Below are 26989 nucleotides of genomic sequence, written 5' to 3'. Positions count from 1 at the left end.
TTTGATTATTTCGCTTGTGCTTTTTTCACCCAAATGGCTGAAATGGTAAATGCAACTACAAATGAAATTACCATACCGACAGAATACATTGCAAGGCTGTCAGGTTTAATCGACGGAATACCTAAGAAACCGGCTGCACCTAAGGCAATTGCTTTCACATTAAAGAAAGCGATAAATGCACTGGCTAAACCTGAACCGATCATCGCCGCAATAAAGGCTTGGCGGTAGCGTAAATTTACTCCGAACATTGCCGGTTCGGTGATACCTAACAGGGCTGAAATACCTGACGGCACGGCTAAACCACGCACTTTGGCATCTTTCATTGCAAAAGCTACACCTAAACAGGCTGCACCTTGTGCAATGTTAGACATTGCTGCAATCGGGAAGATAAATGTACCGCCGGTTTGTGCTACTTCAGCTAATAATTGGGTTTCAACCGCAATAAAGGTTTGGTGCATACCGGTAATCACGATTGGAGCGTAGAATGTACCGAAAATTGCTCCACCGATAAAGCCTAAGCTGTCATATAACCACGTTAAGCCTGCTGAAATCGCTGAACCTGCTTCACGACCCAATGGTCCGATTACAGTGAAAGCTAAAATACCGGCGATAAATAATGACATCATTGGCGTCACCAAGTTATCTAAATAGCTTGGCACAAATTTACGGAAAGTTTTCTCAAGGGTTGCTAACACCCAAGCCGAAACGATAGTTGGAATAACCGTGCCTTGATAACCCACTTTTTCAATTTCTAAGCCGAAAATATTCCAGTATTTGATGTTACCTTCCATTAAGGTTTTGGCATAGTTCCAACCGTCTGCAAGTGCCGGGTGAACCAATAACATACCAAGTGCCGCACCTAAGAATGGATTACCGCCAAATTTGCGTGTAGCTGAGAAACCGAGTAATACAGGTAAGAATACAAATGGTGCGTTAGCAATAGTGTTGATGAAATCAACTAAATCGGAAATATTCGGATAACGGCTAACAACAGATTCACCTTCCCAGAAGAAACCGACTGCCGTTAGCATTGAGTGAATACCCATTAACAAACCGCCAGCCACAATAGCCGGAATGATCGGCACGAAAATATCGGCTAAGCCTTTTACCAAACGTTGTAGTAATGGCTGATTTGCTGCACCGGCAGCCGCTACTTCAGAGGTGGACATATCTGCCATACCCATTTGTTTTTGCATTTGGGCATACACTTCATTTACCGTGCCTGATCCAAAAATAATTTGGTATTGACCGGAAGTAGAGAATTGACCTTTCACGCCTTCAATATTTTCAATCGCCTCTTTATCAATTTTGGATTCATCAGCAATGGTTAAGCGTAAACGGGTTGCACAGTGGGCAAGTGTGGTAATGTTTTCTTTGCCACCTAATTTTGCAATCGTTTGTTCTGCAATTTTTGGATAGTTCATTTGAATTTACCTTTCATAAAAAATAATCGGTTGCATTTTAACTAAAACGGTTTAGCTAAAAAAGAGAAGATTTAAAATATTTCCAAATTTGTGAAGTAGATCACATTTTGGGGAAGAGAATAGCGGAATAGGGAGGTAATATTAGTTACAGTTCCCCTCTTTGCTAAAGTAGGGGGCGAGTTCTGAAAAAAATGAATAACGCTAGTATCCGTGCGGAACATCATTCACCGTTAGATTGTTGGAATTGACATCGTTGCGTACGCCAGCGTGGCGTCCCTACATTTAGAACCTAGCAGATCTGCTTTGCTAAAGAGGGGAGAGATCAGAAACAATCTCCCCATCTGCTACCGTTATCACCCGATTAAATAGAAATAGGCTTTCGGATAGTTGGTGAGTTACCATTAACAGGGTTAGATTTCTGCTTTGGCAAATGTCAAACACGATTTGCTGTAATTCGGCTCGGCGTTGCGGGTCGAGGGCGGAGAAGGGTTCGTCCAATAATAAAATCGGCTTATCCCGCAACAAAGTACGAGCTAATGCCACTCGCTGTTTTTGTCCGCCCGATAGCTGATCGGCTTGACGCTGAAGGAAGGTTTCAATCCCCATTTGTGTGGCAATTTGTTTAACCTGTGCTTTTTGTTTCGGATTGAGCGACAAACTTGGTACTAAAGCTAAGCCGATGTTTTGTTCTACCGTTAAGTGCGGGAAAATATTGTTATCTTGGAATAGCATTGAAACAGGACGTTGTGCAACTTCGGTATCAAGATGATTTTTCTGATTTAGCCACAGCTGGCTTTGCTGACTTTCTGCCTTTTCAAAACCGGCAATTAGATTAAGTAATGTGCTTTTGCCTGCGCCACTTTCGCCAACCACTGCAATACGTTCGCCTTTTTTGACAGAAAGCTGAAAGTGCATATTCATTTGTTCGTAAGTGAAATGGAGATCCAGTTCGATCATAGTTTATCCTTGCTGAATAAGAATGGTAGTAACGCAAATAACATCAGAATGAGTGCGGTAACGGCAGCATCTTCGGTTCTATAGCTACCAAGTTGTTGGTAGAGTAAATAAGGGAGTGAGCTGAAATCAGCGTTGCCGAAAAAAGCAATGACGGTGAAACTGCCTAAGCTCGATGACATTGCTAACGCAAATACGGTAACAAGCGGTCGAATTAGTTGATTTTTTTCCACAATCCACCAACGGCGAAGCCCCTTTAGCCCAAGTCCTTGTGCTAATTTGTCGTGCGAGGTGAGGCTATTCCACATTGCGGAGAAAAGCATTGGGTAAATAAATGGCAGTAATGTTAAGCCGTTGCATATCCCGACCAGTAGCAGTAATGCCTCGCTTGAGAGTTCACTATTCATTAATAAAATAAACAAACCAACCGATAATAAAAAGATCGGCAGAAGTAAGGGGAATAGGGTGATTGCGGTGAGAATGCTATATCTGAGCTTGGCTTTTGCATAGAGTAATTGGCGAGCTTCAAGTGCAATCAAATAGCTGATTGTGATTACGAATATAGAAGCAATTAAACTTAAGTATAAAGAATACTGAGTAGCTTGCCATAAAGTAGGGTTGAGCAAACGCTCACTGAGTTTTGACACGCTTAGTCCTGCCCAAATGACGCTGACAAGCGGTAGAATTATTGCAAAACTTTGCAAAAAAATAACCGCTTGTAAGCCGAGTTTAGCCAGTCCGGTAGGCTTTGGTTTCCAAATTTCTACTCGGTTAGGTTGCTGTTTTAGCTTTTTGAGTGCAGAAGTCGAGATATAATTCATTACTAATTGTAAGCCAATGCCCACTACAAATTGTACCCCAATTAAGATGAGGGCTTTTGCAAAATCAAATTCAAAAGTGACCGCTTGATAAATGGCAACTTCAAGCGTGCTGTATTTTGGGCTACCGCCTAACATTAATACGATTGGAAAACTGGTAAAGCAGACCAGAAAAACAGTCATAAACATATAAGGCAGCAAAGTTTTGATTATCGGTAGTTCCACAATTTGGATATAATTCCAACCTGTTAGGTTTAATTGAGCCGCAAGCTGAAAGCGACTGCTTGGAGTCAATTGAAGCCCTCCGGTATAATATTTCATCACAAACGGAATGTTAAACAGGCAGTGAGCCAAAATGATGCCGTGCAAGCCGTATAAATTAAATTGCCAATTCCAACCGAGTTGTTGGAAAAGTTTGGCTAGCCAGCCTGAGTTACCAAATACGCCAATTACCGCAAAAATAATTACTAGTGAGGGTAATGCCCAGATAAACGAAATGGTTTTATAGAGTAAATTTTTTCCTTTAAAGTCCAAATAAAAGAAAGATCTTGCCAGTAGGCTGCCTAAAAATAGTGAAATTACCGCAGAGAGGCTGGCTTGAAGTAGGCTATAAGCGACCGTGGCCGTTATATCGGAAAAAACAAATAAGGTATCATTTTGGTGATAGTCCATTAACGCCCATAGACTAAAAACATAGAGAGCAATAATACTAAAGTAGATAAACCATGCGGTTGTTTTGGTTAATGTGCTAAGCATATTGCTCCAAATTTAGAATATAAGTGAAAGAAGTGGTAGCGAAATTATTGTAACATTTCCGCTTAAGTGTGTGCTAGAATCTTGATATTCGACAAATGATTTTTAAGTTAGCTTAAAAAACACCCTATTTAGCAGGGTGATACGACGAGTTTTTGCGCTTTTTAGCGTGTTTTTAATTTGAATTTGTAGTAAAGTTGCGTGCGCAAAATAAATGGATTAAAACAAATTTTTTTAACTTTCAAATTTAAGAGGAAGATTTTATGTACTCAAAAGATGTTGTTATTACCGCTCCAAATGGTTTACACACTCGCCCAGCGGCTGAATTTGTAAAAGCAGCTAAAGGTTTTGCTTCTGATATCACTGTGACTTCAGGTGGTAAAAGTGCAAGTGCAAAAAGCTTATTCAAATTACAAACATTAGGTTTGACTCAAGGCACAACAATTACAATTTCTGCGGACGGCGAAGATGAGCAAAAAGCAGTTGATTTCTTAGTTGATTTGATTCCTACTTTAGAATAATTTTTCTATTCTCGGATTTAAGATTTATGTCACTTTATTGTAGCTTAATAAGCTACAATAAAGTGTTTTGCTATGTAACATCCAGATGATTTTTACATCATCTTAAATTAAGGACACAATTATGATTACAGGTATCGCAGCTTCCCCTGGTGCAGTATTTGGAAAAGCATTGGTTTTAAAAGAAGAGCCGATTGTACTGAATACTCGCAAAATTACTGAAAGCGAAGTTGAGGCAGAAAAAGCAAAATTCTTTACAGGCCGCGAAAAAGCAGCTGCTCAATTAACCGCGATTAAAGAAAAAGCTCGCCGTACATTAGGTGAGGAAAAAGAGGCGATTTTCGAAGGCCACTTGATGATCTTAGAAGATGAAGAGCTTGAAGAAGAAATTTTGAGTTACCTTACTGATAATCTTGTGACTGCGGATGTTGCAGCAAGTAAAGTGATTGAGATGCAGGCTTCAATGCTTGCGGAAATTGACGATGAATATTTAAAAGAACGTGCAGGTGATATTCGTGATATTGGTAATCGCTTGGTACGCAATATTTTAAATATGAATATCGTAGATCTTGGTGATATTCAAGATGAAGTTATTTTAGTCGCTTATGACTTAACCCCTTCCGAAACAGCTCAATTAAATTTAGATAAAGTATTAGGCTTTATTACCGATATCGGTGGTCGTACTTCTCACACTTCTATTATGGCTCGTTCCCTAGAGCTTCCTGCCATTGTTGGTACTAACAATGTTACTTCCTTAGTTAAAACTGGTGATTTTCTGATTTTAGATGCAGTGAACAATGAAGTACATTTAAATCCATCGGAAGAAAAAATCGCTAATTTCAAAGCATTACAAGAGAAATTAAATGCGGAAAAAGAAGAATTAGCCAAATTAAAAGAGTTGCCTGCTCAAACATTAGATGGCCATAAAGTTGATGTGGCAGGGAATATCGGTACTATCCGTGATGTGGAAGGTGTATTACGCAACGGTGGTGAAGCGGTTGGTTTATACCGTACTGAGTTTTTGTTTATGGATCGTACTCAATTACCGGGAGAAGAAGAGCAATTTCAAGCCTACAAAGAGATTGTTGAAGCAATGAATGGTCAAATGGTCATTCTGCGTACAATGGATATCGGCGGTGATAAAGAGTTACCATACCTTGATTTACCGAAAGAGATGAACCCGTTCTTAGGTTGGCGCGCTGTGCGTATCGGTTTTACCCGCCGTGAAATTTTAGATACCCAGTTACGAGCTGTATTGCGTGCTTCTGCGTTCGGTAATTTAGCGGTAATGTTCCCGATGATTATTTCGGTGGAAGAAATCCGTTTATTAAAATCCATCGTTGCGGAATTAAAAGATCAATTACGTGCAGAAGGTCACGCTTTTGATGAGAACTTAAAACTAGGTATTATGGTGGAAACCCCATCAGCAGCGGTAAATGCACGTCATCTTGCAAAAGAAGCGGACTTCTTTAGTATCGGCACTAATGACTTAACTCAATATACTTTAGCGGTTGACCGTGGTAATGAAATTATTGCTCATTTATATAACCCATTAAGCCCATCAGTCTTAAACTTAATCAAGCAAGTTATTGATGCTTCACACGCTGAAGGCAAATGGACAGGTATGTGTGGTGAATTAGCCGGTGACGTGCGTGCAACTGCGTTGTTGCTCGGTATGGGATTAGATGAATTTAGTATGAGTGGTATCTCTGTGCCACACGTTAAAAAACTCATTCGCTCAATTAATTTTGCCGATGCTAAAGCATTAGCTGATGAAGCGCTTGCTCAACCAACTGCTGCAGATATTGAACGCTTAGTGGATGAGTTTTATCAGAAATTAAACTAATTTTAATTATTTAGCATACAAATACAAAATTCTCGTATAAAATGTAAGAGAATTTTGTATCTAATATCTAAGGGAGATTTTAAGATGGGTTTATTTGATAAATTATTCGGCTCAAAACAAAAAGAGAGTCAAGAAATCAAAATCTATGCGCCATTAACAGGTGAAATCGTAAATATTGAAGATGTGCCTGATGTAGTTTTCTCTGAGAAAATCGTTGGTGATGGTGTGGCAATTCGCCCGGTTGGCGATACGATTGTTTCGCCGGTAAATGGAACTATTGGTAAGATTTTTGAAACAAACCATGCTTTCTCAATTGAATCTGAAGAAGGTGTAGAATTATTTGTTCACTTTGGTATTGATACGGTGGAATTAAAAGGCGAAGGTTTTACACGTCTTGCTCAGGAAGGTCAAACGGTAAAAGTAGGCGATCCAATCATCAAATTTGATTTAGCTCTACTTGAAGGTAAAGCCAAATCAGTATTAACGCCAATCGTGATTTCAAATATGGATGAAATCAGCAACTTATCTAAATTAAATGGTCAAGTTGTTGCCGGTGAAAGCGTGGTTTTAACCTTAACCAAGTAATACCGCATACTTATCTTGAAGCCACGATAGAAGATCGTGGCTTTTTGTTTTTAAGTAAAATCAGATAAATGGCGATTATTTATAGATAAAAAATAGGCAACAAGGTAAAATAACGCCATAAATTTTGCGTAAAGGGTTTATTTTAAGTCAAAAATAATAAATTGCTTTACGCTTTTCTTTTCTAATTTATTGAATTATTTATTATTTTTAAACGTTATGGCTAAATTACATATTACCACTTGGGGCTGTCAAATGAATGAGTACGACTCATCAAAAATGGCGGATCTCCTAAACTCCACTCACGGTTTTGAATTGACCGAAAATCCAGAAGATGCGGATGTACTGTTGCTAAACACTTGTTCTATCCGTGAAAAAGCACAAGAAAAAGTATTCTCGCAACTCGGGCGTTGGAAAAACTGGAAAAAAGATAAACCGAACCTGATTATCGGTGTTGGCGGTTGTGTGGCTTCACAAGAAGGGGAGCATATCCGTGATCGTGCCCCTTATGTAGATATTGTTTTCGGGCCACAAACTTTGCACCGTTTGCCTGAAATGATCAACCAAATCCGTGGCGGTAAAAGCTCGATTGTCGATATTTCTTTCCCGGAAATTGAAAAATTTGACCGCTTGCCGGAGCCAAAAGCCGAAGGCCCTACAGCATTCGTTTCAATTATGGAAGGCTGCAATAAATATTGTTCGTTCTGCGTTGTGCCTTACACTCGTGGCGAAGAGGTTTCCCGCCCGGTGGATGACGTATTATTTGAAATCGCCCAACTTGCGGCACAAGGTGTGCGTGAGGTTAATTTACTCGGTCAAAACGTAAATGCTTACCGTGGTGAAACTTTTGATGGCGGCATTTGTACCTTTGCCGAATTATTACGCTTAGTGGCAGCGATTGACGGTATTGACCGCTTACGTTACACCACCAGCCACCCGATTGAATTTACCGATGATATTATCGAAGTTTATCGTGATACACCTGAATTGGTCAGTTTCTTACATTTACCGATTCAAAGTGGTTCAGACCGTGTATTAACAATGATGAAGCGTAACCACACAGCGTTGGAATACAAAGCGATTATCCGTAAATTGCGTGCTGTTCGACCTGAGATTCAAATTAGTTCGGACTTTATTGTAGGCTTCCCGGGCGAAACCGCAGAGGATTTCGAGCAAACAATGAAAGTGATCGAGCAAGTGAACTTTGATATGAGCTTTAGCTTTATCTACTCGGCTCGACCGGGTACACCAGCGGCAGATCTGCCTGATAATGTCTCCGATGATGAGAAAAAAGAGCGATTATCCCGTTTACAACAACGCATCAACCACCAAGCAATGCAATTTAGCCGTGCAATGCTCGGTACAGAACAACGCATTTTGGTTGAAGGCCCGTCTAAGAAAGACTTGATGGAATTAACCGGCAGAACCGAAACTAACCGTGTAGTAAACTTTGTTGGCACACCGGATATGATTGGCAAATTTGTCGATGTGAAAATCACCGATGTTTATACCAACTCACTCCGTGGCGAAGTGATTCGTACCGAAGACCAAATGGGATTACGTGTGGTGGAATCGGCAGAAAGCGTGATTGCCCGCACTCGTAAAGAAGATGATTTAGGTGTAGGCAAATACGTGGTTAATCTGTAAAAATTAAAGAAAAAATGACCGCTTGTAGGTATGTACAAGCGGTCTTTTAGTATATAATCGAATAAATGCTAAATCGTTTTAGCTTGGTGTTTTGTGACTAATTAAAGGTGTATGAGATGAGTAAGATTTGGGTAACAGGCGATGCGGTGGTGGATTTAATTCCCGACGGCGAACATCACTATTTAAAATGTGCCGGTGGTGCTCCGGCGAATGTTGCAGTAGGCGTTTCTCGTTTAGGGGTTGAGGCAGGATTTATCGGGCGTGTGGGTAACGACCCTCTGGGTAAATTTATGCGAGAAGTGTTACAGGCAGAAAATGTTTGCACCAAACAGATGATTTTAGACGCTCAGCACCGCACTTCCACCGTGATTGTTGGCTTAGATAACGGTGAGCGTAGTTTTACTTTTATGGTAAATCCGAGTGCCGACCAATTTTTAGAAATCGGCGATTTACCTGAATTTAACCAAGGTGATTTCTTACACTGCTGTTCTATTGCCTTGATTAACGACCCATCCCGTTCCACTACCATTGAAGGGATTCGCCGAGTGAAAAAGGCGGGTGGCTATGTTTCGTTTGATCCAAACTTGCGTGAATCGCTCTGGAAGAGCCTTGATGAAATGAAAACAGTGGTAAATTCTGTGGTGGCGATGGCGGATATTCTCAAATTTTCCGAAGAAGAGCTGACCTTATTAACCGAGACAGAAACTTTGGAACAAGCCACACAAGCTATTACCGCTCAGTATCCGGAGAAATTGATTATTATCACCCTTGGCAAAGACGGTGCAATCTACCATTTCAACGGAAAAAGCCAAGTCGTTGCCGGCAAAGCCTTGAAACCTGTGGATACCACCGGTGCCGGAGATGCCTTTGTCAGCGGATTATTAGCCGGTCTTGCTCAAACGCCGAATTGGCACGATGAAACTGTGTTAGTTGAAGTGATCCGCAAAGCAAATGCTTCCGGTGCGTTAGCCACCACAGCAAAAGGGGCGATGTCGGCATTACCGAATAAAGCGGAGTTAGACGCATTTTTGGCGGAATAATGTAATGATGGCGCAAGTGTCCACGCTTGTGCCTCATTTTTTACAAAAGGGTACAAGCGTGGACGCTTGCACCATCGTAATTTCTGAAATGACAGGAACACTCTATGCACATTTTCAACAACGGCAAATACAAAAGCCTGCACGCACAAAGCGAGGGCGAATTAAACGCTCTTCGCCAAACCGTTTTATCTGATCCCGATTTTTACCCAACCTATCATCTCGCTCCCGAAACAGGCTTATTTAATGACCCAAACGGCTTGATTTTCGATGGTGAAAAATACCATATTTTCGCCCAATGGTTTCCTTATGGGGCATTACATGGAATGAAACATTGGCAGCATTTCATCACTACCGATTTTCAAACGTTCAGTAAAGGGGATTTGCTGATTCCCGATGAGCTGTTTGAATCCCACGGCTGTTATTCAGGTGGGGCGATTTTATGGCAAGATAAGATTGTCGCTTTTTACACCGGCAATACACGCCGCCCATCAGATAATGCCCGCATTCCTCACCAAAATATCGCGATTTTTGATAAATCGGGCAAATTATTGGAAAAGCGTTGCATTATCGACCAAGCACCGGCAGGCTACACCGAACACGTGCGTGACCCGAAACCTTACCTTACCGCAGAGGGCAAAATTCGTTTTGTGTTGGGGGCTCAGCGTGAAAACTTGACCGGCACGGCGTTAATTTATGAAATGGACGATTTAAATGCCACACCCCGTTTAATCGCAGAACTGGAAGTCCACAATTTTGATAACAGCAATGTGTTTATGTGGGAGTGTCCGGATCTGTTCTCACTTGGTGGTAAAGATCTGTTTGTGTGGTCGCCACAAGGCAAACTGCGTGAAAGCCATCAATTCCAAAATAACTACCACGCCACTTACGCACTTGGCGAGCTAAACGGCAACAGATTACGGGCAGAGCATATTGAAGAGCTGGACTACGGCTTTGACTTTTACGCACCGCAAACGGTGGAAAATTCCGATCGCATTTTGTTTGGCTGGGTCGGCTTGCCTGATCTCACTTACCCAACTGATAAATATCAGTGGCATTCAATGCTGACATTGCCTCGTAAACTTTCCCTGCAAAACGGCAAAGTGATACAAAACCCAATCGTGAATGTAGGCGAATTACAAGCGGTCGAAATGTCAGAAAATTTTGCAATCGAGAATTTGGATACTGCCTACTTGCAAATTTCTGTGGAAAATCAACCGCTTGTGTTGGATTTTTTCAGCAATGAACAGGGGCAAAAGCTCAGCTTACGTTTTGAAAATGGGGTGTTGAGCTTAGATCGTAGCCAAACCGAACAAACAGAATTGATGGAAAAATTTGGCTCGGTTCGTCATTGCAAAATTGAACAATTAGAGACAATCGAGATTTTCTTTGACCGTTCTGTGGTGGAAATTTTCGTAAACGGCGGGGAAAAAGTGCTGACTTCACGCTTTTTTATCGCTAAGCGTGAAAATGTCGTAAAAAGCTCTCGTCCGATTCAAGTGAAAGTAGCAAAAGTATTGCCAATTAGCGTAGAATAAAGCAATGGGCAGTAATGCCCATTTTTATGCTAAAAGGAGATAAGTGTGACTAAAAAACGCCTAACGCTCAGTGATATTGCGGAACTCAGCGGCGTATCTAAAACAACAGTCAGTATGATTTTAAATGGGCGGGGCAATGATTTTAGAATCAAATCCGAAACCTGCCAAAAAGTGAAAGAGATCGCTAAAAAACACGGTTATCGTGCTAATGTATATGCAAAATCATTACAGGCTCAACGCACGAATGTGATCGGTTTAGTCATTCCCGATTTAACGAATTATGGCTTTGCTCTGACCTCAAGAACCTTAGAGAAATTATGCCGTGAAAACGGGTTACAGCTAGTGATCGCTTGCTCGGATGATACCTTTGAAGGTGAGAAGAAAGCGATAGAGCGTTTATTAGACAGACAGGTAGATTTACTGATTACTGCTCCGACACATAATGAGCCGACTTATTATCAAAATGCGGCACAATATACCCCAATGTTACAGCTAGACCGCTATATTTCTGGGTTGAATATCCCTTCTATCACCAGTAATGATACACAAAGTATCAGTATGTTGGTGGAAAATATTGTACGGGCTTATCACTTAAAAGAGTTTTTTTACTTAGGTGGACAACTTTCACTCTCGCCAAGTCAAAATCGTTTAAAAGGCTTCCGTGAAGGTTTGGAGCAGTCACATTTGGCACTTGATGAAAATTGGGTTCTGCATCAAGACTATCAGCCGGAATCGGGCTATCAAATGTTCGCTCAGATAGTTGAAAAACTTGGCAGGCTCCCAGAAGCGGTATTCACAGCCTCTTTTACCCTACTTGAGGGAGTAATGCGCTATCTGACTGAACACCAACAAATGGATAAATTATTGACTCAAGAACTGCATTTAGCAACCTTTGATGATCACCATTTACTGAATGCACTACCTTTTCATATTCATTCAATTAAGCAAGACCACCAACAAATTGCCGAACGTACCTTTGAATTAATTCAGCAAAAGTTAGCGCAACAGAAAATAGATGACGTTAAAGTTGATTGTGAAATTTTATGGCGTAAATCCATTTAAGATGAGATAGGAAAAGACAAAATTATGGCACATTTTTACGAATATTTAGAATTTAACAGCGATGAAGATCGTGAAAATCAATTAGAAGTGTATGTGGAGGTCAAGCTTTCCACAGATACGGAAGAAAAACTGCAAGCTGTTGGCGTGCAAGGGGACTGGCTGGTAATGGCAGAGCCATATTGCCCCGATTGTGTGGAAATTGTGGCTTATTTCCAGCGAATGGCAAAGCTCAATCCTAACATTAAGGTGAAATATGTGGCTCGCAAAGATAATCAGGAACGCAAACATTTTGACAGCGATGAACAGCAACAAGCGGTCATTTCTGCGCAAAAAATTCCAACTATTTTTGATATTCGTAATGGCAAAACAGAATTAGTGTTATCTGAATTTCCGCAATTTTTAAAAGATAAAATGGCAGCGAACCCTGAGCAATTCGAGCAACTAAAAGCCGATTTTAGAATGGGAAAATTCGGCAAAGAGGTTGAGGCTGAATTATTGGCGATTTTACTGAATACCAAATAAATTTTGTGAATTTAGCCCGCTTTCATTGCGGAATTGGCGGAATTTCTGTATAATTCGCAATCTTTTTATGAATAAAACCGAATAAATCTTTGGAGTAAATTTATGGCTCGTGTAACCGTACAAGAAGCAGCGGAGAAAATTGGCAACCGTTTTGATTTAATCTTAATTGCTGCACGTCGTGCAAGACAATTACAACTTCACACCCGTGAGCCACTTGTGCCTGAAGAAAACGATAAGCCGACCGTGATTGCATTACGTGAAATTGAAGAAGGCTTAATTACAACTGACATTATGGATCAGCTGGAAAATCACGACTCTATTAAGCAAGAAGCGGCGGAGCAAGAGGCGATTTCATTTTTAACTGAAATGAGCAACGAAGCGTAATTTTATTTTTCGTAAATAGAGAATGGACAATTGAGTCTGCAAGCGGTAGGATTTTCCTCAAAATTTGCAAATTCGTTGTCCATTTTTATTTCTGTTGTTGAGGTATAACGTGTATCTTTTTGAACCTTTAGATCGAATTATTCAAGGCTATTTGCCACCCGAGCAGATTGAGCGTGTAAAACGTGCTTATGTGATAGCCCGTGATGCTCACGAGGGGCAAACACGCTCTAGCGGTGAGCCTTATATTACTCACCCGGTAGCAGTGGCGTCGATTATTGCGGAAATGAAGCTCGATCAAGAAGCGGTGATTGCGGCTTTGTTGCACGATGTGATTGAAGATACACCTTACACCGAAGAAGAACTGGCGGCGGAATTTGGACAGAGCGTAGCAGATATTGTACAAGGCGTTTCTAAGCTGGATAAATTAAAATTCCGCACCCGCCAAGAGGCAGAAGTGGCAAACTTCCGTAAAATGATTTTGGCAATGACCAAAGACATTCGGGTTGTGTTAATTAAACTTGCCGACCGAACCCATAATATGCGTACGCTTGGTGCTTTGCGTCCGGATAAACGCCGCCGTATAGCGAAAGAAACCTTAGAGATTTATAGCCCGTTGGCACATCGCTTGGGAATAGAGCATATTAAAAACGAGTTGGAAGATTTAGGCTTCGAGGCAATGCACCCGCAACGTTATCGGGTACTGAAAATGGCTATTGCCAGTGCCAGAGGACATCGTAAAGAGCTAATTCAACGCATTGCCGATGATATTCGTGGTCGGTTAGAAGAGGTGCAAATTGAAGCCCGTGTGTATGGGCGTGAAAAACATCTCTATTCCATTTACCAAAAAATGCGCCAGAAAGATCAACATTTTCATTCGATTTTAGATATTTATGCTTTCCGAGTAGTGGTTGATAATGTAGATAATTGTTACCGTGTATTAGGGCAGATGCACGCACTGTATAAGCCTCGTCCGAAACGGGTGAAAGATTATATTGCCGTGCCAAAACCGAATGGCTATCAATCTTTACACACTTCGATGATTGGCCCGCACGGTGTACCGGTGGAGGTACAGATTCGCACCGAAGATATGGACAAAATGGCGGATATGGGGGTAACAGCTCACTGGCGTTACAAAGAGGGCGAGTCGCACCATAACACGACCGTTCAACTCAAAGCCCAGCAATGGCTACAAAGTATTGTTGAATTGCAAAGCAGTGCCGGCAATACAGCAGAATTTATTGATAGCGTTAAATCGGATCTGTTCTCTGACGATATTTTCGTCTTTACCCCGAAAGGGCGTATTGTTGAATTGCCGGCGAATGCTACCGCTATTGACTTTGCCTATGCGGTGCATTCAGGCATTGGGGATCGTTGTGTAGGTGCGATGGTTGATCGCAATCCGTATCCACTTTCAGAACCGCTACGAACAGGACAGACGGTGGAAATTATTACCGAGCAAGGTAAGCGCCCAAATGCATCGTGGTTAAATTTTGTAGTAAGTGGTAAGGCGAGGGCTAAAATTCGTCAATCGCTTAAAAATCAGCAGCACGATGAGGCGATTGCACTTGGGCGTAGACAGCTAGTTCGGGCAATGAATTTACGCTCACTTGATGAATTGTGTTCAGAAACTATTCAATCCGTATTAGACGAGCTACGTTTATCAAGCTTTGATGAGCTACTGGCTGAAATTGGTCTAGGTAACCAAATGAGTAATGTTATCGCTCAACGCTTATTAGGGGAGCCACTATTAATTGATACTGATGGTAATCCAGAAAATAATCAACCGCTTAAAATTGAAGGGATTGAGAACCGCCTTATCAGTTTTGCAAACTGTTGCTTACCTATACCGGGTGATGAAATTATTGCTCACGTCAGTTCAGGTAAAGGATTGGTAATCCACAATGCTTGTTGTGGTAATGTGAAAGATTACGCAACAGAGCCGAGTAATTATTTACCTGTGGAATGGGAAATTGCCAAAGAAAAAGCGATTCAATTTGAAACGGAAATCGTACTGGATATTATCAATGAACCAGGGGTACTCGCGGGGATCACATCAACGCTTGCCAAATTAAATAGCAACATTGGCAGCATTAATAGCGAGGCAAGAGAAGGAAATATCTATCAAGTGAGAGTACAAATTTCTGTGGAAAATAAAGAGCATTCTGAGCTGATTCTCCGTAAGCTATTAAGTGTAAAAGGTGTTGTAAAAGCGGCCCGTAAGCAGTAACAAGCGGTAAAATTTTATCAGTTTTTTGCAATTATAGTCCTTAAAAGTACAGTATTGCTATTATTAATTGATGAAACCTTTTGACTTTAATCAGCTAAAATGTATAATCCCTTGCAATCGTGGCGTAGCCCCTGTCCCTGAGGTTTACTAAATGTAATCGACTTAGAGTGTCAAGCTACGTCCTTGCCTTTCTTAAAATGCCTTCAATTTTATGCCTACAAAACCACATAAAGAGTATCACGAATTAGTAGAACTACTCATATCTAGAGGAATGCTCATAAATGATAAAAGCTATGCAGAGAAAAAATTATCTCAGGTAGGGTATTATCGTTTATCTGGATTTTGGCATATATCTAGAAAGCCTAATCAAGATGGTGGGCTTAGCGAAAATTTTCTCGAAAATGTACAATTTGAAGAAGTTTATAAGCTATATATTTTTGATAAAAAACTAAGGCTTTTATTATTGGATATTATTGAACGTTTAGAAGTTAATATTCGTAATATTATGGCTCATGAATTGGGGCGTGAAAATCCTTTGGCTTATGAAGATTATTCTCTGATTAATCAAAAGTTCTTAAAATTTCAATGGAAATCTAATTATGCTTATGCAAATTGGCTAGAAACTACAGCTAATAAAATTAAGCGTAGTAAAGATGATTCTATTGAATGGCATAGAAAAAATGAGAAGGAAATCCCTTTTTGGGTAATTACTGAAACCTGGGATTTTGGTGCATTATCTAAGTTTTACTCATTGTTAAATGGGCAACACCAAAGGAAAATTGCTAAGAAATTTAATGTAGATGAGAATACGTTAAAGAATTGGTTGAATGAAATAAACATTGTAAGAAACCTTTCTGCTCACCATTCTCGTATTTGGAACAGAAAATTTAGCGATATTGCTATTCCTAAGCTAGATGATCCTCGTTGGTCGAAATTTAAAAAAATGCAGCAGTATTTTTCAAACTTATCGCTGGATGACAAAGCAAAGGAGAGAATTTTCGGAAGGGTAGCTATTCTGTGGTTTTTAGTTAGTCAAACCAGCACTAATTACCATTGGTTAGATAAGTTTGAAGATTTATTAAATGACTTCCCTAATTTACCGAATACAAAAGTAGAACTGATGGGATTTAACAGAGAAATATTAGAGAAAATTAAATAAAATAAGTACATTCCTATAGGGTGTAGATAAAAATGGGCGGATTTATTATCCGCCCAAATTATATTATATTTTCGCTTCGATTAATTTTACTAATGCCTTGATATGATCGCCACTCGCATTTAACGCTGGAATGTAGCGATAAGATTCTCCGCCGGTGTGTTCAAAGTTTTCACGGTTTTCTTCTGCAATTTCTTCCAGGGTCTCTAAGCAATCGGCGGAGAAGCCCGGGCAAACAACAGCCACTTTTTTTACCCCTTTTTGTGGAAAACTTTCAAGCGTTTCATCGGTATAAGGCTGTAGCCACTCTTCATCACCAAAACGGGACTGGAAAGACAAATACCATTTTTCTCTTGGCAGACCTAGCTTTTCAGCCACTAATTCTGCTGTTTCTTGGCAATGCTTGGCGTAAAAATCACCTTCCGTTTCATAACGTTTAGGAATGCCGTGAAATGAAAACAGTAATAACTCGTCAGGTTTAACATCAATAGAGTTAGCTAATGCCTGAATATAAAGCGGATCATTATGATAACTGTGAATAAAATCAAACGGCACGATTTTACGTTGTGCTTTTAAGCCGTTGGCGAAAGCATCAAACACCGAAGCGGTAGTAGTGCTACTGTATTGCGGATAAAGCGGTAGCACAATAATTCGTTCAACCCCCTGCTTGATGAGGTTATCGGTCGCACTTTCAATACTTGGATTGCCGTAAGACATTCCCAATTCCACCACCACATTTTTGCCTTTGGCATCAAAATAGCGTTGTACCGCTCGTTGTTGTTGCCGAGAAATCGCCAATAACGGTGAGCCTTCTTCGCTCCATACTGATTGATATAATTTTGCCACTTTTGGCGAACGTCTTGGCAAAATGATGCAGTTTAGGATTGCTTGCCATTTAAATTTTGGTAGATCGATCACACGAGGATCGCTTAAAAATTGCTTTAAATAACGCTTCACCGCACTTGGCGTGGGTTCATCTGGCGTACCTAAATTAGCCAGCAAAATACCTATTTGTTGGGGTTGATTCATTGTTCTATTTCTCATCAATAGTTAATATTTTTTCGATTATGCCACAAACCAATATAAATTTCTGCGATTATAACAAGCGGTCGTATTTTTCAAAAATTTTGCAAACAACCCGAGTTGTGCTTGGATTGTTTCTTGCTTTTTATTTTAATTGCCTGTAGAATTGCAACTCTTTTTTATGGTCCTTGTTTGGCAGAAACCATTTTATGCCAACTTTTTAAATTTTAGGTAGATAAGCAATGAAACGTACATTTCAACCATCAGTATTAAAACGTGCTCGTACTCACGGTTTCCGTGCTCGTATGGCTACTAAAAACGGTCGTCAAGTGTTAGCGCGTCGTCGTGCTAAAGGTCGTAAATCTTTATCTGCATAATTGCAGAACCAGCCAAAACACCTTTCTGATTAAGTGTGAAGAAGCTAAATTTCTCTCGGGAGCTACGTTTGTTAGCTCCCGTTCAATTTAAGGCGGTGTTTGAAGAGCCACTTCGAGCCAGCACACCCCAAATGACTCTTCTTGCTAGAGAGAATAATCTAGAAAATCCTCGTCTAGGCTTAACTGTTGCCAAAAAACATTTAAAACGGGCTCACGACCGTAATCGCATTAAGCGGATAGTGCGTGAAAGTTTTCGCCTCAAGCAACACGAATTGCCGAATTTCGATTTTGTATTTGTGGCAAAAGGCGGCATTGGCAAATTAGACAACGCAACGCTGTTTGAAACATTGGAAAAACTATGGTCAAGACACATTCGCCTGAGCAAAAAGCCGGCACAACAGAATCCATAAATCAGCCACCTCGTCTCAGCCTATTAGCCAAAATTCTATTGCTACCGATTTATTTCTATCGCTATGCTATCAGCCCATTGATTGGCCCACGTTGCCGATTTTACCCAACCTGCTCCACCTATGCGGTCGAAGCGATTAAAATCCACGGAGCAATTAAAGGTGGGTATTTAGCGTTTAAGCGTATTCTGCGTTGCAACCCTTTGAGTGAGGGAGGCGAAGATCCTGTCCCACTTTGTTGTAAAGGCAACTGCAAACATAATGATAAAAAATAGCCTAAACTCAATAAGTTAGGCTATTTTGTTTGATACAAACGGTCATTTTTAGTAAAAAATTTACTTGTGAGACTGATATTGAATAAGGCAATAATTCGAGTGAATTAAATGCTAAAGGAAGAACCACAACCACAGGTTGAGCTTGCATTTGGATTATTCACGACAAAACGTGAGCCGTCCAGCCCTTCGGTATAATCCACCGTGCCACCAATTAAATATTGTAGGCTCATCGGGTCAACCACCAAGCCAACGCTTTGATTCTCAATGGTAAGGTCTCCCTCATTGACTTGATCATCAAAGGTGAACCCATACTGGAATCCACTACAGCCCCCACCCGTAATATACACACGCAAGCGAAGATTCGGGTTCTCTTCGCCCTCAATTAAGCTTTTTACTTTACGAGCCGCCGCATCAGTAAAGATTAAAGGAATTTGAATATCGCTCATTTTGTTTTAGATCAAAATTTTACTGTGATTGGATATTATCTAATAATTACATAGGAAGTGCAATCTTAAAAAAGAGTAAATGAATGCAGTGGAAATAAGAAAATTATGTATAATGCTGTACAGAAACATGCAAATTTTAGAGGAAACTATGGCAGATTCAGTAAAAAGTCATGAGCAAAGCTCGGATGAGATTGATTTAATTGAGATTTTTCGTGCTCTATGGGATAAAAAATGGTGGATTGTTATAACAACATTCATTACCACATTACTTGCTGGTATTTATGCATTTACTGCAAAAGAGCAATGGACGTCTAAGGCAACAGTTATTGCCCCTAAATTAACAGAGTTAGGTGAGTATTTAAATGTTCGCAGAGAATATAGTCGGATTTTGCGTGTAGATCCTGTTGATCCAAATGCATTGTCTGCGAGTTTGTTCAACAATTTTAACCGATTAGCACAATCTCAAGATACTAAAAATGAATTTTTTATCACTTTACTTAAATAAGCAAGATTATCTTTTATTACTTCTAACAGAGATATTTAATTTGATTAAAAAATAGTTGTCATAAAATATGAAGGATACTTCAATTCATTTATATCTGCTGGGATTAGAGTTATCTTGTATGCTTTAGCTTCTGAAAAGGCTAATTAGAGCTTTGTGAGAAAATCTAGTTGTATTCATCAAAAACAGGTTTATTATGTCTAAAAAGCATGCTTATCTTATAATTGCACATGAAAAATTTGAGCAATTACTCTTTTTAATTGAGTTACTTAATCATCCTAGAAATGATATTTATTTATTGATGCTAAAGTAGAGGATCGCCGTATTACTGATTTGAAAGCAAGAATCAGTGCTCTGAATTTGATATCAATGGTAAATTTTACTGATAGAATTTCTGTAAACTGGGGCGATTATTCTCAAATACAGGTTGAAATGCTTCTCTTTAAGAAAGCTCATAGAAATAGCAGCTATGCTTACTATCATTTGCTATCTGGTGTTGATTTACCTCTAGTCAGCCAAGATACTATCCACCAATTCTTTGATAAACATCAAGGTAAAGAATTCCTGACTATAGTTTCGAAAGAATCATTTGAAAGAAATAAAATTTATGATCGAGTCAGAATCCACTATTGGGCACCACATATTAGTGAACGAACTTTTAGTAATAAGTTGATTGGTAAATTTTTTCAAAAATTTATCCGATCTTCAGAATTGTATATGAAAAGAATATGTAGTGCAGATAAATTTAAAACTTTCGGTACGGCTTTAGGATATGCCTCACAGTGGGTTAGCATTACAGATGAGCTAGTTACTATCCTGCTCGATGAAGAATTATGGATTAGAGATGTTTTTTCTCATTCACTATTTTGTGATGAATTATTTATTCCTACAATTATTAATAAATATGGGTGGGAATCTAGGATTTATTATTCAAAAGGGATGGTAAATGATCCGGAGGAATTTCAAGGTAATTTAAGATATATTAATTGGTGGGATGGTTCTCCTTACACTTGGACAGATTCGAGTGAAGATTTTTCCTCTTTAGAGAAGGCTATTAATAGAGGGCATTTCTTTGCTAGAAAGTTTGATATACAAACTTACCCAGCAATGATAGATTTTATTAAGGCGAGAACGCAGTTTTCTTAAATTTATGAGTTAATACTTCTTACTAATTCTTTTCGTAATTAAGACTATGGAATGAGTGTTTTTTGTTTTATGCCTGGATAAATTACAGTATGAAAGAGGGCTTAAAAGAAGTAAGTTCTGGTGAGTTCAGAAATCATTTCCTAAGTAGACTAATTTTAGGGAAGAAAGTTATAGCTATAGATGATAATAAATTTAGATATTAGTTAATATAAATTAGGGCATTCTTATGAGAAAATATGACTATCTTATTGTTGGAGTAGGTCTTTTTGGGACTATTTTTGCTTATGAAGCCACAAAACGTGGTAAAAAATGTTTGGTAATTGAAAAACGTGACCATATTGGAGGTAACTGCTATACTCAAAATATAGAAGGTATCAACGTACATAAATATGGTGCTCATATTTTCCATACAAGCAATAAATTGGTTTGGGATTACATTCAACAATTTGCTGAATTTAATCGCTTTACCAATTCACCGGTTGCACGTTATAAAGATGAACTCTATAGCTTGCCATTTAATATGTTAACCTTCAATAAAATGTGGGGAGTAATTAAACCGGAAGAAGCTGAAGCCAAAATTAAAGAGCAAATTGCTCAAGAGCATATTACAGAACCTAAAAATCTGGAAGAACAAGCAATCTCATTAGTTGGTCGTGATATTTATGAAAAATTAATCAAAGGCTATACGGAAAAACAATGGGGTAGAAAATGTACAGAGTTGCCTGCTTTTATTATTAAACGTCTACCTGTGCGTTACACTTACGATAACAATTACTTCTATGATACTTATCAAGGTATTCCGATTGGTGGTTATACGGGCATTTTTGAAAGAATGCTAGATGGTATAGAAGTAAAACTTGGTGTAGATTTCTTTCTTGAGCGTGAATATTATGAGAATCTAGCTGATAAAATTGTGTTTACCGGAATGATCGATGAATACTTTGGTTATCGGTTTGGCAGATTAGAGTACCGAAGTTTACGTTTTGATAACGAATTATTAGATATACCAAACTTTCAAGGTAATGCGGTAGTTAACTATACGGAAGCAGAAGTTCCTTATACCCGAATTATTGAATATAAACATTTTGAATATGGTATCCAACCTAAAACAGTAATGACCCGTGAATATTCGAAAGAATATGAACAAGGAGATGAACCATATTACCCAATTAATGATGCAAGAAATAATGAGCTTTATGCTAAATATAAAGTATTAGCTGATGAAAAAAGCAATGTGATTTTTGGCGGACGTTTAGCTCAGTATAAATATTTTGATATGCACAATATTATTGCTGAGGCCTTAGCTTGTGTAGACAAACATTTTAAGTAGATAATTTGCAAGGGGAATATTTTGAATAAGATAATTTCTGCGATAACATTAATTATTTTTGATATATTTGCCATACTTGTTTCAATAATATGTGCAGTATCATTAAGAAAGGTATTAAATGTTTTTTGGGATATGCCGGTAATAACATATTCTTATATTACATTTAGTGCCGTATATGTTACTCTTATTCTTCTTCTTGCTTATTTTGGTGTCTACAATAGAAGATTTGAGTTTTGGCACGAAAGCAAGTTAGTGGTTAGAGCTTGCTTTTTATCTTTTATTATTTTGTTTGCAGCATTAGCTTTGGGGCAGAATGCGGATTTTTATTCAAGAAGTACATTAATACTAATATTCTGTATATCTTCAATTACAATTCCTGTCTTTAAGATTTTTGTTAAAAAGATGTTGTTTAATTTAAAATTTTGGCAGAAGCCGGCTAAGATTATTACAGATAGTGATTCTTTTAGATTTCAGCTTTTTAATGATCCTTACTTAGGTTATGTTAAAGCAGATAATATAAAGCATGAGACACTATTTATTGATAGTACAAATATTAGTAAAGATAAATTAAATAGCATTATTGAGGATAATATCAAAAATAGTAGGGAAATTATTTTTTCTCCATTTTTAGTAGGTTACGATTTCTCTCAATCAAGTATATATAATCTTTTTGACTCAAGAATAAATGTATTCCATTTGGAAAATAAGTTATTAAGCAAATTAAACCGATTTTATAAAGCTATAATTGATTATACAATTGTGGTTTTGTCATCAGTTTTTTGGCTTCCTTTACTTTGTTTAATCGCTATTTGGATTAAGATTGAAGATCCTAAAGGTGATGTATTCTTTATGCAAAGGAGATTAGGATTAAATGGTAAAGAGTTTTTATGCTATAAATTCCGTTCTATGTACTCTGATCAATCTTTTATGGCAGATTGGTTAGAAATGAATCCGGAAGAAAAGGCTTATTATAATATTTATCATAAATATATGAATGATCCACGTATTACTAAGGTAGGTTCTTTTTTAAGAAAAACATCTTTAGATGAGCTACCACAGTTGTTAAATGTTTTTAAAGGGGAAATGAGCTTAATAGGACCTCGCCCTTATATGGTAATTGAGAAAAAAGATATTGGTAATAAAATCTCCTTGGTTTTAGGCGTTAAGCCCGGAATTACAGGTTTATGGCAAGTAAGCGGCCGTAGTGATACTGATTTTGATACTCGAGTTCAGATGGATGTTTGGTATATGAAAAATTGGTCATTGTGAGGTGATATTGTCATTTTGTTTAAAACATTTAAAACAGTTTTAAAAAGAGATGGTGCATATTAGATAAATAGTATTTTTAAATAAGCTTAATAAGTTAAAAAGCTAAAAAGCTAATCATTTAATTCAAGATTTATATATTTGAATATTATTAGGGCTTTAGCTTTTTTATTATAATTATGTCTTATGTTATTATCTATGTTTATATATTGTAAGCGTGTGATTGCGATATTTTTTTGCAAAATTCCTTTTTAAGATATTTATTTCCTTAGCCTATTAGTTATATGATGAGTTTAAATGTATTAATTACAGGTGGAGCCGGATTTATCGGCTCCGCGTTAATTCGTTTTTTAGCTAAGCAAACAGACCATCATATAATCAATGTAGATAAGCTCACTTATGCTGCAAATTTAGCCTCAATCAAAACCGTACAGAATTCTGAGCGTTATTATTTTGAGCAAGTTGATATTTGTGCAAGTGGTCAAATTTCCGAGATTTTTTGCAAATATCAGCCTGATGCGGTGATGCATTTGGCTGCTGAAAGCCATGTTGATCGCTCAATCAAGAGTGCTGGTGAGTTTATTCAAACTAATATTGTTGGAACTTATTCTCTGTTAGAAGTCACTCGACAATATTGGGAGCATTTGCCCGAACCTCGAAAATCAGCGTTTCGTTTTATCCACATTTCAACAGATGAAGTGTATGGTGATTTGCCATTAACAGCTGAACCATCTGCTGAAAATTTACCTTATGCCCCAAGTAACCCTTATTCTGCTTCCAAAGCATCGGCTGATCATTTAGTACGTGCTTGGTATAGAACTTATGGTTTACCAGCGATTATTACAAATTGCTCCAATAATTTTGGTCCTTATCAATATCCTGAAAAATTGATCCCATTAATGATTTCAAATGCATTGCAAGGAAAGGCTTTGCCTATTTATGGTGATGGTTTGCAAATTCGGGATTGGATTTTCGTCGAAGATCACATTCGTGCTTTATACGATGTTTTAATTAAAGGTAAATTAGGCGCAAGTTATAATATTGGCTCCCATCAAGAAAAAAGCAATATTGAGGTGGTTTATTCAATTTGTGAGCTGTTAGAGGAGTTAGTGCCAAATAAGCCTAAGAATGTTAAAAAATATGTTGATCTAATTCGCTATGTTCAAGACCGGCCCGGGCATGATGTCCGCTACGCATTAGATTCAACTAAAATTCAAAAAGAGTTAGGCTGGAAACCTCAGGAGACATTTGAAAGTGGTCTTCGTAAAACAGTAAATTGGTATTTAGATAATAAAGAATGGTGGGTTAAAAAATAAAGGCAGAAATTAATTTCTGCCTTTATTTTTATATGTTCTTCTCTTTATATTTTACTAAATAGTATAGCAAAATTAATATAAAGAAATAACACATTGACCCTGAATTATGAGCTAAGAATGATTGGCTTAAGAAGAATGAATGAGAAATAATATGTATTATCCCTAAAATGGCAGTGCATTTTATTGCTATATTATTATCTTTCAAGCGTTTTGTAAAAATGATGAAAGGAATGATTAAAACTGCTATTAATGCTAAAAATCCAATAAGGCCACGCTTTACAGAAGCTTCTAGATATTGATTATGTAAGCTGTTAAAGTACGTTGTTTTTGCCATTTTATTTGCTTTCATTTGTCTTTCTCTGAAATTATCATATCCGATACCACCATGTCCTAATATTGGTTTTTCTGTAATTGCAGCTATGGTGTTTTCCCACATATCAAAACGGGCACCGAGAGAGGAATTTTTATTTCCTTGCTCAAAATAGCCGATTATATCTGATTTAGCCTCATTATATCTTTGTTGAATACCAAATTCTGGTCTAGCTATAAATATAGCTAATACAACACTTAATAATAAAGAGATGAATATGATTAGTTTTTTATTTATATGTTGTAAATTGTATATTAGAATGAGTAGAAAACAAAAAGGAAAGGCAATCCAGCCACCCCTTGCACCGCTTAGAATGCTGGCTAACAAACCAAATGCAGCGAAGATAATATATAAGAGTGCTATTCTATTTTTCTTTTCTGCGAACTAATAAAATGCAATGGATATACTGAGTAATCCTAATAATATAGAGATATTCCCCGCTTGAATATGCATTATGTCAGGGAATGGTTTTTGCCATTTAAGAATAAATTTTTGATAAAGAGCAAGCATCCCCACCAAGAATGAACCAATAGGAATAAAATGAAAAATTATCTCTTTTTTAATAGAGTAAATATTAAAAAAGAAAATTAATGGAATTAGTAATAGAATTCTACTTGGATTATCAATTTCTCTAAATCCATCACCATTGAAAATAGTTGAAATCACAAATGATAGGAAATAAGCAATAAGAGTAAAAATAAAATATTTATCCTCCTTATCCAACTGCCATTTTATTTTCAATTTAGATCTGTAATATAAGAAACTAAATGTTGCAATAACGCCTAAAGTCATCGGCACATAACTATATCCTTTTTTAAAGGTCAGCACTGTTACAAAAAATGCAGCAACTAAGATATTTACAAAAAGCGTTATTTGTGGCTTTTCTATTTTTTTCAGATGATGAAGCATTAAACTAAGTCCTAAAGAATGGAAAATTCTTGCCATTTTATACTAAGGCTATAGCTAGTATCTATCATTTTAGCAAAGTTTTGTTGAATTTGAGGGATTATTCTGCATAATATCCTTATGTTTCTGAAAAAGGAGGCGGTATGAGCTTATTACCAATGAACGAAATTACCAGCTTAAATCAACTGGACTTACAAAAAAGTTACAGTTACGCTGATTATTTGCTATGGAAATTTAAAGAGCGGGTTGAGATTATCAAAGGGAAAATTGTGGCGATGTCTCCGGCTCCTACTCGTTTTCATCAGCGAATTTCTATGAAGATGACAGCAAAATTTTTAGAGGTTTTTGACAATCACCAATGCCAGATTTATTCTGCGCCTTTTGACGTTCGGTTTCCCGATGAAAACGGAAAAGTCAAAACTGTAGTGCAGCCTGATCTTTGTGTAATTTGTGATGTCAGTAAGTTAGATGAAAGAGGCTGTGTAGGGGCACCGGATTTAGTGGTGGAAATCCTTTCTCCGGGTAATACCAAAAGGGAGATGAAAGATAAATACGAGCTTTACCAGGAACAAGGGGTGAAAGAGTATTGGATTGTTTCTCCCGAAACCCGCACTATTCAGATTTTTGTGTTGGAAAACGGTAAATATATCGGTATTCAGCCGGTGGCAGAAGATGAACCGGCAACTTCGGTGGTCTTTCCGGCATTAAGTTTTTCGACCGAGAAATTATTCGAACTGTAGAAAAATGCAACATAATACGGCGGTTTTATGCCACAATACTACTTTACTTATGTGAGTGCTTAAGGTAGAATGCACTACCTTTTTTGTTCTATGCCGCCAAAATTGTGTGCGGTTTAATTTAATCATATTTTTCTGAGGTGATGGCATATGCCAGTAATTAAAGTTCGTGAAAATGAATCATTTGACGTAGCATTACGTCGTTTCAAACGCTCTTGCGAAAAAGCGGGTATCTTAGCTGAAGTTCGTGCTCGTGAATTCTACGAAAAACCAACTACAATTCGTAAACGTGAAAAAGCATCACTTGCTAAACGTCACGCTAAACGTAATTTCCGTGAGAACGCACGTAACACACGTTTATACTAATTAGTTAGGCTGGTTAGCAAACTATATCGAAACCGTGATTCCGTTAGGCTCACG

At 38.1% G+C, this 26989-nt stretch carries 28 protein-coding genes; 21 read left to right on the top strand and 7 right to left on the bottom strand.

The annotated features are described in order from the left end of the window. Positions 1 to 5 precede the first annotated feature (5 nt). The 3 genes from EDC41_RS02345 to EDC41_RS02335 form a co-directional block, all read right to left on the bottom strand. Positions 6 to 1424: a sucrose-specific PTS transporter subunit IIBC gene (locus EDC41_RS02345; protein ID WP_006252267.1), complete on the bottom strand. Its 1419-nt coding sequence runs from the start codon at positions 1422 to 1424 to the stop codon at positions 6 to 8. A gap of 306 nt (positions 1425 to 1730) precedes the next feature. Continuing rightward, positions 1731 to 2381 carry a thiamine ABC transporter ATP-binding protein gene (thiQ, locus tag EDC41_RS02340; RefSeq protein ID WP_006249541.1) on the bottom strand — a complete coding sequence of 217 codons (651 nt, stop codon included), beginning with the start codon at positions 2379 to 2381 and terminating at the stop codon, positions 1731 to 1733. After that, positions 2378 to 3952 carry a thiamine/thiamine pyrophosphate ABC transporter permease ThiP gene (locus tag EDC41_RS02335; RefSeq protein ID WP_006252268.1) on the bottom strand — a complete coding sequence of 525 codons (1575 nt, stop codon included), beginning with the start codon at positions 3950 to 3952 and terminating at the stop codon, positions 2378 to 2380. The genes thiQ and EDC41_RS02335 overlap by 4 nt, the downstream gene beginning before the upstream one ends. A 260-nt stretch (positions 3953 to 4212) precedes the next feature. On the opposite strand from EDC41_RS02335, the gene ptsH reads away from it, so the two are divergent. The 11 genes from ptsH (at position 4213) to EDC41_RS02280 (ending at position 16471) form a co-directional block, all read left to right on the top strand. Continuing rightward, positions 4213 to 4470, top strand: coding sequence for a phosphocarrier protein Hpr (gene ptsH, locus EDC41_RS02330; protein WP_006249539.1), 258 nt, complete (start codon positions 4213 to 4215; stop codon positions 4468 to 4470). Between the two features lie 121 nt (positions 4471 to 4591). Further along, a complete protein-coding gene (gene ptsI, locus EDC41_RS02325; protein ID WP_006252269.1) occupies positions 4592 to 6313 on the top strand; it encodes a phosphoenolpyruvate-protein phosphotransferase PtsI in 1722 nt (573 codons plus the stop codon). Positions 6314 to 6397: 84 nt separating this feature from the next. Then, entirely contained in the window at positions 6398 to 6898 is a 501-nt protein-coding gene (crr, locus tag EDC41_RS02320; protein WP_006252270.1) for a PTS glucose transporter subunit IIA, read from the top strand. 216 nt (positions 6899 to 7114) lie between these two features. After that, complete coding sequence (gene miaB, locus EDC41_RS02315; protein ID WP_006249536.1) at positions 7115 to 8542, top strand: tRNA (N6-isopentenyl adenosine(37)-C2)-methylthiotransferase MiaB; 1428 nt, start codon at positions 7115 to 7117, stop codon at positions 8540 to 8542. Between the two features lie 116 nt (positions 8543 to 8658). Beyond that, complete coding sequence (locus EDC41_RS02310) at positions 8659 to 9582, top strand: aminoimidazole riboside kinase (protein WP_006249535.1); 924 nt, start codon at positions 8659 to 8661, stop codon at positions 9580 to 9582. A 104-nt stretch (positions 9583 to 9686) separates the two neighbouring features. Further along, positions 9687 to 11117 (top strand): glycoside hydrolase family 32 protein, encoded by a 1431-nt coding sequence (locus tag EDC41_RS02305; RefSeq protein ID WP_006249534.1) that lies wholly within the window; start codon positions 9687 to 9689, stop codon positions 11115 to 11117. A gap of 39 nt (positions 11118 to 11156) precedes the next feature. Further along, positions 11157 to 12179 carry a LacI family DNA-binding transcriptional regulator gene (locus tag EDC41_RS02300; RefSeq protein ID WP_031192846.1) on the top strand — a complete coding sequence of 341 codons (1023 nt, stop codon included), beginning with the start codon at positions 11157 to 11159 and terminating at the stop codon, positions 12177 to 12179. 24 nt (positions 12180 to 12203) lie between these two features. Beyond that, entirely contained in the window at positions 12204 to 12701 is a 498-nt protein-coding gene (locus EDC41_RS02295) for a thioredoxin family protein (RefSeq protein WP_006249532.1), read from the top strand. Positions 12702 to 12803: 102 nt separating this feature from the next. Further along, positions 12804 to 13085, top strand: coding sequence for a DNA-directed RNA polymerase subunit omega (gene rpoZ, locus EDC41_RS02290; RefSeq protein WP_006249531.1), 282 nt, complete (start codon positions 12804 to 12806; stop codon positions 13083 to 13085). A 109-nt stretch (positions 13086 to 13194) separates the two neighbouring features. After that, complete coding sequence (spoT, locus tag EDC41_RS02285) at positions 13195 to 15312, top strand: bifunctional GTP diphosphokinase/guanosine-3',5'-bis pyrophosphate 3'-pyrophosphohydrolase (RefSeq protein WP_006252271.1); 2118 nt, start codon at positions 13195 to 13197, stop codon at positions 15310 to 15312. A gap of 211 nt (positions 15313 to 15523) precedes the next feature. Continuing rightward, complete coding sequence (locus EDC41_RS02280; RefSeq protein WP_006249529.1) at positions 15524 to 16471, top strand: Abi family protein; 948 nt, start codon at positions 15524 to 15526, stop codon at positions 16469 to 16471. Between the two features lie 63 nt (positions 16472 to 16534). Here EDC41_RS02280 and hemH read toward each other — a convergent pair whose 3' ends face one another. Beyond that, a complete protein-coding gene (hemH, locus tag EDC41_RS02275) occupies positions 16535 to 17497 on the bottom strand; it encodes a ferrochelatase (protein ID WP_006252273.1) in 963 nt (320 codons plus the stop codon). Positions 17498 to 17733: 236 nt separating this feature from the next. Between hemH and rpmH the strand changes: the two genes are divergently transcribed. The 3 genes from rpmH to yidD are packed head-to-tail and all read left to right on the top strand — an operon-like array spanning position 17734 to position 18550. Next, complete coding sequence (gene rpmH / locus EDC41_RS02270) at positions 17734 to 17868, top strand: 50S ribosomal protein L34 (RefSeq protein ID WP_005599701.1); 135 nt, start codon at positions 17734 to 17736, stop codon at positions 17866 to 17868. 35 nt (positions 17869 to 17903) lie between these two features. Then, on the top strand, positions 17904 to 18278 hold the full coding sequence (gene rnpA / locus EDC41_RS02265) for a ribonuclease P protein component (RefSeq protein ID WP_006249525.1): 375 nt from the start codon (positions 17904 to 17906) through the stop codon (positions 18276 to 18278). Beyond that, positions 18227 to 18550: a membrane protein insertion efficiency factor YidD gene (yidD, locus tag EDC41_RS02260; RefSeq protein ID WP_006249524.1), complete on the top strand. Its 324-nt coding sequence runs from the start codon at positions 18227 to 18229 to the stop codon at positions 18548 to 18550. Before rnpA ends, yidD begins: the two co-directional genes overlap by 52 nt. Positions 18551 to 18654: 104 nt before the next feature. Here the strand turns inward: yidD and erpA are convergent, their stop codons facing one another. Then, positions 18655 to 18996 (bottom strand): iron-sulfur cluster insertion protein ErpA, encoded by a 342-nt coding sequence (erpA, locus tag EDC41_RS02255; protein WP_006249522.1) that lies wholly within the window; start codon positions 18994 to 18996, stop codon positions 18655 to 18657. Positions 18997 to 19144: 148 nt separating this feature from the next. On the opposite strand from erpA, the gene EDC41_RS02250 reads away from it, so the two are divergent. The 5 genes from EDC41_RS02250 (at position 19145) to rfbB (ending at position 24556) form a co-directional block, all read left to right on the top strand. Next, complete coding sequence (locus EDC41_RS02250) at positions 19145 to 19501, top strand: Wzz/FepE/Etk N-terminal domain-containing protein (RefSeq protein WP_230269056.1); 357 nt, start codon at positions 19145 to 19147, stop codon at positions 19499 to 19501. A 294-nt stretch (positions 19502 to 19795) separates the two neighbouring features. Further along, positions 19796 to 20644, top strand: coding sequence for a beta-1,6-N-acetylglucosaminyltransferase (locus EDC41_RS02245; protein WP_075271739.1), 849 nt, complete (start codon positions 19796 to 19798; stop codon positions 20642 to 20644). Positions 20645 to 20870: 226 nt separating this feature from the next. Further along, positions 20871 to 21974, top strand: coding sequence for a UDP-galactopyranose mutase (gene glf, locus EDC41_RS02240; RefSeq protein WP_006252278.1), 1104 nt, complete (start codon positions 20871 to 20873; stop codon positions 21972 to 21974). A gap of 21 nt (positions 21975 to 21995) precedes the next feature. After that, complete coding sequence (locus tag EDC41_RS02235; protein WP_020831085.1) at positions 21996 to 23243, top strand: sugar transferase; 1248 nt, start codon at positions 21996 to 21998, stop codon at positions 23241 to 23243. A 284-nt stretch (positions 23244 to 23527) separates the two neighbouring features. Further along, a complete protein-coding gene (gene rfbB / locus EDC41_RS02230; protein WP_006252280.1) occupies positions 23528 to 24556 on the top strand; it encodes a dTDP-glucose 4,6-dehydratase in 1029 nt (342 codons plus the stop codon). A 28-nt stretch (positions 24557 to 24584) separates the two neighbouring features. On the opposite strand, the gene EDC41_RS13790 is transcribed toward rfbB, so the two are convergent. Then, positions 24585 to 25271: an O-antigen ligase family protein gene (locus tag EDC41_RS13790; protein WP_256710715.1), complete on the bottom strand. Its 687-nt coding sequence runs from the start codon at positions 25269 to 25271 to the stop codon at positions 24585 to 24587. A gap of 39 nt (positions 25272 to 25310) precedes the next feature. Beyond that, positions 25311 to 25871: a hypothetical protein gene (locus EDC41_RS13785; protein WP_006252282.1), complete on the bottom strand. Its 561-nt coding sequence runs from the start codon at positions 25869 to 25871 to the stop codon at positions 25311 to 25313. Positions 25872 to 25975: 104 nt separating this feature from the next. On the opposite strand from EDC41_RS13785, the gene EDC41_RS02220 reads away from it, so the two are divergent. Together EDC41_RS02220 and rpsU are read left to right on the top strand one after the other, a co-directional pair. Next, positions 25976 to 26572: a Uma2 family endonuclease gene (locus EDC41_RS02220; RefSeq protein WP_006249513.1), complete on the top strand. Its 597-nt coding sequence runs from the start codon at positions 25976 to 25978 to the stop codon at positions 26570 to 26572. Positions 26573 to 26719: 147 nt separating this feature from the next. Continuing rightward, on the top strand, positions 26720 to 26935 hold the full coding sequence (gene rpsU, locus EDC41_RS02215) for a 30S ribosomal protein S21 (protein ID WP_006252283.1): 216 nt from the start codon (positions 26720 to 26722) through the stop codon (positions 26933 to 26935). Positions 26936 to 26989: the final 54 nt, after the last annotated feature.

Origin of the sequence: Mannheimia haemolytica, assembly GCF_004342115.1 — a bacterium.
In the GTDB taxonomy this organism is placed as follows: Bacteria; Pseudomonadota; Gammaproteobacteria; order Enterobacterales; family Pasteurellaceae; genus Mannheimia; species Mannheimia haemolytica.
This window is presented reverse-complemented; position numbering and strand designations above follow the sequence as displayed.

Bases quoted from the DNA above. Each gene is read 5' to 3' on its own strand.
- EDC41_RS02335 (WP_006252268.1), bottom strand. From the start codon at position 3,952: ATGCTTAGCACATTAACCAAAACAACCGCATGGTTTATCTACTTTAGT.
- rpmH (WP_005599701.1), top strand. From the start codon at position 17,734: ATGAAACGTACATTTCAACCATCAGTATTAAAACGTGCTCGTACTCAC.
- thiQ (WP_006249541.1), bottom strand. From the start codon at position 2,381: ATGATCGAACTGGATCTCCATTTCACTTACGAACAAATGAATATGCAC.
- EDC41_RS02310 (WP_006249535.1), top strand. From the start codon at position 8,659: ATGAGTAAGATTTGGGTAACAGGCGATGCGGTGGTGGATTTAATTCCC.
- EDC41_RS13785 (WP_006252282.1), bottom strand. From the start codon at position 25,871: ATGGCAAGAATTTTCCATTCTTTAGGACTTAGTTTAATGCTTCATCAT.
- EDC41_RS02220 (WP_006249513.1), top strand. From the start codon at position 25,976: ATGAGCTTATTACCAATGAACGAAATTACCAGCTTAAATCAACTGGAC.
- glf (WP_006252278.1), top strand. From the start codon at position 20,871: ATGAGAAAATATGACTATCTTATTGTTGGAGTAGGTCTTTTTGGGACT.
- crr (WP_006252270.1), top strand. From the start codon at position 6,398: ATGGGTTTATTTGATAAATTATTCGGCTCAAAACAAAAAGAGAGTCAA.
- rpsU (WP_006252283.1), top strand. From the start codon at position 26,720: ATGCCAGTAATTAAAGTTCGTGAAAATGAATCATTTGACGTAGCATTA.
- EDC41_RS02305 (WP_006249534.1), top strand. From the start codon at position 9,687: ATGCACATTTTCAACAACGGCAAATACAAAAGCCTGCACGCACAAAGC.
- EDC41_RS02345 (WP_006252267.1), bottom strand. From the start codon at position 1,424: ATGAACTATCCAAAAATTGCAGAACAAACGATTGCAAAATTAGGTGGC.
- rpoZ (WP_006249531.1), top strand. From the start codon at position 12,804: ATGGCTCGTGTAACCGTACAAGAAGCAGCGGAGAAAATTGGCAACCGT.
- rfbB (WP_006252280.1), top strand. From the start codon at position 23,528: ATGAGTTTAAATGTATTAATTACAGGTGGAGCCGGATTTATCGGCTCC.
- EDC41_RS02250 (WP_230269056.1), top strand. From the start codon at position 19,145: ATGGCAGATTCAGTAAAAAGTCATGAGCAAAGCTCGGATGAGATTGAT.
- ptsH (WP_006249539.1), top strand. From the start codon at position 4,213: ATGTACTCAAAAGATGTTGTTATTACCGCTCCAAATGGTTTACACACT.
- EDC41_RS02280 (WP_006249529.1), top strand. From the start codon at position 15,524: ATGCCTACAAAACCACATAAAGAGTATCACGAATTAGTAGAACTACTC.
- miaB (WP_006249536.1), top strand. From the start codon at position 7,115: ATGGCTAAATTACATATTACCACTTGGGGCTGTCAAATGAATGAGTAC.
- hemH (WP_006252273.1), bottom strand. From the start codon at position 17,497: ATGAATCAACCCCAACAAATAGGTATTTTGCTGGCTAATTTAGGTACG.
- erpA (WP_006249522.1), bottom strand. From the start codon at position 18,996: ATGAGCGATATTCAAATTCCTTTAATCTTTACTGATGCGGCGGCTCGT.
- ptsI (WP_006252269.1), top strand. From the start codon at position 4,592: ATGATTACAGGTATCGCAGCTTCCCCTGGTGCAGTATTTGGAAAAGCA.
- yidD (WP_006249524.1), top strand. From the start codon at position 18,227: ATGGTCAAGACACATTCGCCTGAGCAAAAAGCCGGCACAACAGAATCC.
- EDC41_RS02295 (WP_006249532.1), top strand. From the start codon at position 12,204: ATGGCACATTTTTACGAATATTTAGAATTTAACAGCGATGAAGATCGT.